Annotated in this window: 6 protein-coding genes; 1 reads left to right on the top strand and 5 read right to left on the bottom strand. The window is 58.6% G+C overall.

Annotation, left to right across the window (positions count from 1 at the left end):
• From V7Q10_RS15410 to V7Q10_RS15390, 5 genes are all read right to left on the bottom strand, one after another.
• Positions 1-343, bottom strand: a 343-nt coding sequence (locus V7Q10_RS15410) for an MlaD family protein (RefSeq protein WP_333870025.1), incomplete at its 3' end; no start/stop codon positions are given.
• Positions 343-717: an NADH:ubiquinone oxidoreductase subunit NDUFA12 gene (locus V7Q10_RS15405; RefSeq protein ID WP_333870024.1), complete on the bottom strand. Its 375-nt coding sequence runs from the start codon at positions 715-717 to the stop codon at positions 343-345. The genes V7Q10_RS15410 and V7Q10_RS15405, both read right to left, overlap by 1 nt.
• Positions 718-876: 159 nt before the next feature.
• The gene (gene clpX / locus V7Q10_RS15400; protein ID WP_333870023.1) at positions 877-2,142 is read right to left on the bottom strand and encodes an ATP-dependent Clp protease ATP-binding subunit ClpX; all 1,266 of its coding nucleotides are present in this window, start codon (positions 2,140-2,142) and stop codon (positions 877-879) included.
• A gap of 109 nt (positions 2,143-2,251) precedes the next feature.
• Positions 2,252-2,881: an ATP-dependent Clp protease proteolytic subunit gene (locus V7Q10_RS15395; RefSeq protein WP_333870022.1), complete on the bottom strand. Its 630-nt coding sequence runs from the start codon at positions 2,879-2,881 to the stop codon at positions 2,252-2,254.
• Between the two features lie 158 nt (positions 2,882-3,039).
• Positions 3,040-4,359: an ATP-binding protein gene (locus V7Q10_RS15390; protein WP_333870021.1), complete on the bottom strand. Its 1,320-nt coding sequence runs from the start codon at positions 4,357-4,359 to the stop codon at positions 3,040-3,042.
• A 42-nt stretch (positions 4,360-4,401) separates the two neighbouring features.
• Between V7Q10_RS15390 and V7Q10_RS15385 the strand changes: the two genes are divergently transcribed.
• On the top strand, positions 4,402-5,292 hold the full coding sequence (locus tag V7Q10_RS15385; RefSeq protein WP_333870020.1) for an MBL fold metallo-hydrolase: 891 nt from the start codon (positions 4,402-4,404) through the stop codon (positions 5,290-5,292).
• Positions 5,293-5,414 lie beyond the last annotated feature (122 nt).

Raw genomic sequence — 5,414 nt, 5'->3', positions numbered from 1 at the left:
ACCCGCCCGGCTGGATTTCGACAAAATTGCCGCCCAGCAGACCTTCCGAGGAAATCAAAATCGCCGAGTCGTCGGGCAGTTGGATGGATTTATCTATTGCGATAGTGGCATCGGCGTAAAAGCTTTGCGGGTTCAACGTCAGCTTGGTGATGCTGCCGATCTTGACCCCCGCGAGCCGCACATCCGAACCCGGCGTGATGCCTTCAACCGAGCGGAATGAGGCGTGCAGCTCGTAAGTGCCGCCTGAGGCCGCACCGCGCCCGCCGCTTGCATAGACCAAAAATCCAATAGCCGCCGCCAGAACAGCCGCTCCTGCCAAAATCTCTGCGCGATTCTCGGCCATTATTCGGGCTGCCACGCCTCGTAATCCTGCCGGCGCGCAGGAGCCGCGGCACGGATCGAGCCAGCCGGCGCATAGGCCGCAGCCGTGCCGGTCAGATTTTCAGAATGCGGCTTTTCCCAAGCTTTATGCTTGAGCGGGGCTTTGGTGGGCGGCTGATCCCAAGTGAAATGCAGCCAGCCATGCCAATCGGGCGAGACCCGGCTTGCCTCGGATTCGCCGTTATAGATCACCCAGCGACGCTTGGTATCTGCGGTCTGGTAATAGATATTGCCCTGCTCATCCTCGCCGACCTTTTGGCCTTTGCGCGCGGTATAGATCTGGGTGCCAAGGGTTTGGCTGTTCCACCAGGTCAGCAGTCGCTTGAGGAAATACATCAGAGCCTCCGATATCATTTGCCTTGATATGGCCGAAACTGCGGCAGAGGTCCAGTGGCCTTGGCACTTTGGCGCAAAGAACCGCTGCAAATGCAGCCTAAATTTAAAAAACAAAACGGCGAGCCAATGGCCCGCCGTTGTTTTTCGCGGCGTCAGGTGTCAGCCTGCTGTTGCGGGTTTTTTCTTCTCGGTTTCGGTCAGCACCAACAAGGGTTTTGCACCTTTGTTCACGCATTCTTCATTAACCACGATCTCTTCGACGCCTTCCATGCCCGGCAGTTCGAACATGCTGTCCAACAAGATATCTTCCATGATCGAGCGCAGGCCACGCGCGCCGGTTTTGCGCGCAATCGCCCGTTTCGCAATCGCAGTCAGCGCATCGGCGGTAAAGGTCAGCTTGGTGCCCTCGATCTCGAACAGGCGCTGATATTGTTTGACCAAAGCGTTCTTCGGCTCGGTCAGAATGATCATCAGCGCAGATTCGTCCAAATCGGTCAGGGTCGCAATCACTGGCAAACGGCCGACAAATTCGGGGATAAGGCCGAACTTCAGCAGATCTTCCGGCTCCAGCTCCATGAACAATTCGCCAGCACCGCGCGCCTCTGGGTCTTTGACATCAGCGCCAAAACCAATAGCCGAGCCCTTACCGCGCTGTGCGATGATCTTTTCCAGACCAGCAAAAGCCCCACCGCAGATGAACAGAATATTGGTGGTGTCCACTTGCAGGAATTCTTGCTGCGGATGCTTGCGCCCGCCCTGCGGCGGCACCGAAGCAACCGTGCCTTCCATGATCTTCAACAGCGCTTGCTGCACCCCCTCGCCCGAGACATCGCGGGTGATCGAGGGGTTGTCAGATTTGCGGGTGATCTTATCAACTTCGTCGATATAGACGATGCCGCGCTGGGCGCGTTCAACATTATATTCCGAAGCCTGCAACAGCTTTAGGATAATGTTTTCAACGTCTTCGCCCACATATCCCGCTTCGGTCAGCGTGGTTGCATCTGCCATTGTGAAGGGCACATCCAAAATCCGCGCCAGCGTTTGGGCAAGCAAAGTCTTGCCGCAGCCGGTCGGGCCAATCAGCAAGATGTTGGATTTTGCCAGTTCGATATCGGTTTTGCTGGCGTGGTTCAGACGCTTGTAATGGTTATGAACCGCGACTGAAAGCACGCGCTTGGCATGCATCTGACCGATCACATAATCGTCCAACACCTTGCAGATGTCGCGCGGTGTCGGCACGCCATCCGTGGTTTTCATCCCTGCTGTCTTGGTTTCTTCACGGATGATATCCATGCACAGTTCGACGCATTCATCGCAGATGAAAACCGTCGGACCGGCGATCAGCTTCCGAACCTCATGCTGGCTTTTGCCGCAGAAGGAACAGTAAAGCGTGTTTTTGCTGTCGCTGCCGGTGGTATTCGCCATGGGTATCCTCTGACCTGCGCCTATAAGAGGCGATCTTTGGGAAGTTTAGGCCAAGGCCCGCCCCTCTACAATCCGAAAACGCCCCCGATTTGCATCGGGGGCAAAAGCCTTATTTCACTTCGTCAACTTTGGTGCGGTTTTCCAAAATCTCGTCAATCAGACCCCAAGCTTTGGCATCTTCGGCCGACATGAAATTATCCCGCTCAAGGGCTGCCTCGACCGTGTCATAATCATTGCCGGTGTGTTTGACATAAATCTCGTTCAAACGGCGCTTCAGCTTTTCGGTTTCGCGCGCGTGGATCATGATATCTGTCGCTTGGCCCTGATAGCCGCCCGAAGGTTGGTGCACCATGACGCGGCTGTTTGGCAGCGAAAAACGCATGCCCTTTTCGCCCGCTTGCAGCAGCAAAGACCCCATCGAGGCCGCCTGCCCGATCACAAGCGTCGAGACCTTGGGGCGGATGTATTGCATCGTGTCATAGATCGACAGACCCGAGGTCACAACGCCGCCTGGGCTGTTGATATACATCGAGATTTCCTTCGAGGGATTCTCGGCCTCGAGGAACAAAAGCTGGGCGCAGATCAGGCTCGACATGCCGTCATGCACAGGGCCTGCCAGAAAAATGATCCGCTCTTTCAGCATGCGGCTGAAAATATCATAGGCCCGCTCGCCGCGGCTGGTCTGTTCAACCACCATAGGCACGAGGGTGTTCATGTAGTGTTCAACAGGATCGCGCATAAAACTTGCCTCTTTGGTCCGTGAAAGTGGTATTAACGCTGGATGGTTTCCAGAGTCTTAGTTGCGCGCGCCAGAGGGTGCAAGGGCAGCTTGTCGCGAAGTTTTCTGACAATGGCGCGGTCAGCGGGGGGATGCAACCGCCCAAGCGATCACATTTGTCATCGCGCCAGAGAAAGTTCGGCCCGCAGCCCGCCCAAAGCCTCGCTTTTGCTTAGGCGCAATTCGCCGCCATGGCTGCGCGCGATATCGGCGGCAATCGACAGACCTAAGCCGACACCGCCGCCTTTATTAGGGTCGCGCGCGGCATCCAAACGCTCAAAAGGTTCCAGCGCCAGCTCGCGTCGATCTGCCGCAATCCCCGGCCCGTCATCTTCCACCACAAACCGCAGCGAGCGATCGGTGAAGATCACACTCACCTCAGCGCGCTTGCCATAGCGCACTGCATTGCCTAGCAGATTCTCCAGCGCCCGCGTCACCGCTTGCGGCCGCAGCTTCATCGCGCCGGGTGACTGCACCTGCCCCAGATCGACCGGCTGCTGCATCCGCCGCGCATTCTCGACCAAGCGCTGCGCAAGCGTTGCAGGATCGACCAATTCGGTCTCTTCCATCGCATCGCCGCGCGCAAAGGCCAGAAACTCGCTGACCAACCGCTCCATATCCTGCACATCTTGTTGCAGGGCGCGGGTTTCCTCGTCTTCGGGCAGGAACGACAGCCCCAGCTTTAACCGTGTCAAAGGCGTGCGCAGATCATGGCTGACACCCGACAGCATCAGCGTGCGGGTCTCGATCTGCCGCTCGATCCGGGCGCGCATGTTCAAAAACGCCACCCCCGCTGCACGCACTTCGGTCGCCCCGCGCGGGCTATAGGGGAGGGTCTGGCCCTTACCAAAGGCCTCGGCTGCAAGTGCAAGACGCGTGATCGGCGTCAGCTGATTGCGCAAGAAAATATAGGCGATAAAGGTCATCAACCCCGAGGTGAACACCATCCAGACCAAAAGCTGATGCGGATTGGTCGCCGAAACCCGCGTCCGCGCCAAGGACACCCGCACGGGGCCCCATTTGGTATCGAAATAGGCCTGCACCAAGGCCGAGTTCGAGGTCAGATCCACGGCAAAAACCCCGCCCAGCCGCGCGCGCAGGGTCAAGATCACCCGCCTGCCCGAATAATCCAGAAACCCGCGGCTGTCGGCTGCGGGCACTGCCTCGGCGGGCAGGCTGACCTGAAGCTGCAAATCCGACGCCAGTTGAGCAATCGCCGCCTGTGCGTTGGTCATATCCGGCGCCTTGGCAACGCGGTCCAGCAGCGCGCTGATCTCGATGGCGACCCCCGAGGTCATCTGCTCGGTCACCGCTTCAAAGTGACGCTGGATAAAGGCAATCGAAACCGTCACCTGCACCACGATCACTGGCAGAACCAGAATCAGAACAGCCCGACCAAACAGGCTTCGCGGAAGAAGGGACTTGAGGCGCGGATGCATGCGCGCAACACTAGCGCCAGCCCAGCCGCAAGGAAAGTCCGCATGCAGCGCAAAAGCCAAATCACCAAGATCAGCCCGCAGATCACCTGCCTGCGCGCCGACAATCCATCGCCGATGACGGGCACAGGCACCAACAGCTATCTGCTGCGAGGGACCAAGGGCGCGGTGCTGATCGACCCCGGCCCCGATCTTGACCCCCATCTTGAGGCGATTCTGCACCAGATTGGCGAAACGCGACTTGTGGCGATTCTGATCACCCATGCGCATCTGGACCACAGCGCACTTGCCCCCCGCCTTGCCAAAATCAGCGGCGCGCCGATGCTTGCAGCGGGCGCAGTCTGGGAAGGACGCTCTGACATGATGCAGCGTCTTGCCGCCTTGGGGCTGGATGAGGCGGGCGAAGGGCTGGATCACAGCTTTGTGCCCGATCAACGCATCCGCGACGGCCAAACGCTGCACCTTGCCGGACTAAACATAACCGTCATCGCCACGCCCGGCCACCTATCGGGGCATCTCAGCTTTGCCCTTGGCCAAACGCTGTTCAGCGGCGATCATGTGATGGGCTGGTCGACCTCGCTGGTCTCGCCACCCAGCGGCGATATGAGGGCCTATATGGCCTCGCTTGCCAAGCTGCAAACCCAAGGCTGGCAGGTGTTTCTGCCCGGCCATGGCGCCCCCGTTAGCGACCCCGCCGCGAGGCTGGCCGAGCTGATCGCCCACCGCCAAGCCCGCGAGCGCGCAGTCTTGGAAAGCCTTGCCCAAGCCCCCAATACCGCAGCGGCACTTGCCCAAGCAATCTACACCCAGACCCCGCCTGCGCTCTTTCCAGCCGCAAGCCGCAACATCCTCGCGCATCTTATTGATCTGCATGAAAGAAACCTTATTCGCCCCCAAGGCGCACTGACCAGTGAGACGGTTTTCGAATTGATTTAACCGCGACGTCATTTTTCTTCACGCCCCCCCTTTACGCCCCCGAAACCCCTTGCTATAGACCCCCTCGTGTTCCGGCGTAGCTCAGCGGTAGAGCAGTTGACTGTTAATCAATTGGTCGTAGG

The sequence above is a fragment of the Cypionkella sp. genome, assembly GCF_036782355.1.
In the GTDB taxonomy this organism is placed as follows: Bacteria; Pseudomonadota; Alphaproteobacteria; order Rhodobacterales; family Rhodobacteraceae; genus Cypionkella.
The sequence above is the reverse complement of the archived record's forward strand: the minus strand, read 5'-3'. Positions and strand labels throughout refer to the sequence as shown.